General features: G+C 53.0%; 1 rRNA gene. It reads right to left on the bottom strand.

Going from position 1 to position 1,646, the window contains the following annotated elements:
• Positions 1–21: 21 nt before the first annotated feature.
• A 16S ribosomal RNA gene (locus BLR62_RS12275) occupies positions 22–1,592 on the bottom strand.
• Positions 1,593–1,646 lie beyond the last annotated feature (54 nt).

The following is a 1,646-nucleotide window of genomic DNA, read 5'->3' on the forward strand; positions in this document are numbered from 1 at the left end:
TCCGTTCCTATTTATCCTTAGAAAGGAGGTGATCCAGCCGCACCTTCCGATACGGCTACCTTGTTACGACTTCACCCCAATCATTAGCCCCACCTTCGGCGGTTGGCTCCTAAAAAGGTTACCTCACCGACTTCGGGTGTTGCCAACTCTCGTGGTGTGACGGGCGGTGTGTACAAGACCCGGGAACGTATTCACCGTGGCATGCTGATCCACGATTACTAGCGATTCCGGCTTCATGCAGGCGAGTTGCAGCCTGCAATCCGAACTGAGAATGGTTTTATGGGATTTGCTTGACCTCGCGGTTTCGCGGCCCTTTGTACCATCCATTGTAGCACGTGTGTAGCCCAGGTCATAAGGGGCATGATGATTTGACGTCGTCCCCACCTTCCTCCGGTTTGTCACCGGCAGTCACCTTAGAGTGCCCAACTAAATGCTGGCAACTAAGATTAAGGGTTGCGCTCGTTGCGGGACTTAACCCAACATCTCACGACACGAGCTGACGACAACCATGCACCACCTGTCACTCTGTCCCCGAAGGGAAAACACGATCTCTCGTATGTTCAGAGGATGTCAAGACCTGGTAAGGTTCTTCGCGTTGCTTCGAATTAAACCACATGCTCCACCGCTTGTGCGGGTCCCCGTCAATTCTTTTGAGTTTCAGCCTTGCGGCCGTACTCCCCAGGCGGAGTGCTTAATGCGTTAACTGCAGCACTAAGGGGCGGAAACCCCCTAACACCTAGCACTCATCGTTTACGGCGTGGACTACCAGGGTATCTAATCCTGTTCGCTCCCCACGCTTTCGCGCCTCAGCGTCAGTTACAGACCAGAGAGTCGCCTTCGCCACTGGTGTTCCTCCACATATCTACGCATTTCACCGCTACACGTGGAATTCCACTCTCCTCTTCTGTCCTCAAGTTCTCCAGTTTCCAATGACCGCTTGTGGTTGAGCCACAAGATTTCACATCAGACTTAAAAAACCGCCTGCGCGCGCTTTACGCCCAATAATTCCGGACAACGCTTGCCCCCTACGTATTACCGCGGCTGCTGGCACGTAGTTAGCCGGGGCTTCCTCGTTAGGTACCGTCAAGGTACCGCCCTATTCGAACGGTACTTGTTCTTCCCTAACAACAGAACTTTACGATCCGAAAACCTTCTTCGTTCACGCGGCGTTGCTCCGTCAGACTTTCGTCCATTGCGGAAGATTCCCTACTGCTGCCTCCCGTAGGAGTCTGGGCCGTGTCTCAGTCCCAGTGTGGCCGATCACCCTCTCAGGTCGGCTACGCATCGTTGCCTTGGTGAGCCGTTACCTCACCAACTAGCTAATGCGCCGCGGGCCCATCTGTAAGTGATAGCTCAAAAGAGCCACCTTTCAACAACCTGCCAGGAGGTCGGTTGTATTATCCGGTATTAGCTCGCGTTTCCACGAGTTATCCCAGTCTTATAGGTAGGTTGCCCACGTGTTACTCACCCGTCCGCCGCTCGTTCCACTAAACGTCATCCCGAAGGAATCGGTTTAGCTTCACGCGCTCGACTTGCATGTATTAGGCACGCCGCCAGCGTTCGTCCTGAGCCAAGATCAAACTCTCATTAAAATGAGTTAAGTTTATCTAAACTCGGTTCAAAAGCACTAGCTTTTGTCTTACTTC

The organism is Pelagirhabdus alkalitolerans, from assembly GCF_900096905.1.
GTDB classification, from domain to species: Bacteria; Bacillota; Bacilli; order Bacillales; family Amphibacillaceae; genus Pelagirhabdus; species Pelagirhabdus alkalitolerans.